Origin of the sequence: Escherichia sp. AM3, from assembly GCF_032029835.1 — a bacterium.
Taxonomy (GTDB): Bacteria; Pseudomonadota; Gammaproteobacteria; order Enterobacterales; family Enterobacteriaceae; genus Escherichia; species Escherichia coli.
Genome location: NZ_JAVUPQ010001091.1, coordinates 1 through 259, shown reverse-complemented (window position 1 = coordinate 259; position 259 = coordinate 1). Strand labels below are relative to the sequence as shown.

Sequence of the window (259 nt, the reverse complement as noted above, 5' to 3'; positions counted from 1 at the left end):
CAACTACGCCTCTAGATGTAGAGAACTTGCGGTGGATTTTTCCGTTATCCCAAATTCGCCCCTGCCACCCGCAGTTTTTTGAGTGCCACGAAAGCCCCTTAACGCCGGATGAGTTATCTTTCCGAAGTGGGGTATTCTTTAGGTTTTCTGCTCTCGTTGCTGGGCGAAGGTTTTCGAGTTTGTTATTGGTGGTATTGCCGTCTTTGTGGTCGACATCAACCGATGACCCAAGCGCGCCATGCATCAATACCCATACCAC

At 49.8% G+C, this 259-nt stretch carries 1 protein-coding gene; it reads right to left on the bottom strand.

All coding sequences use genetic code 11. From position 1 onward, the window contains the following. On the bottom strand, nucleotides 1–259 hold a 259-nt coding region (locus RTW80_RS29845; protein ID WP_312721769.1), incomplete at both ends, for an HNH endonuclease.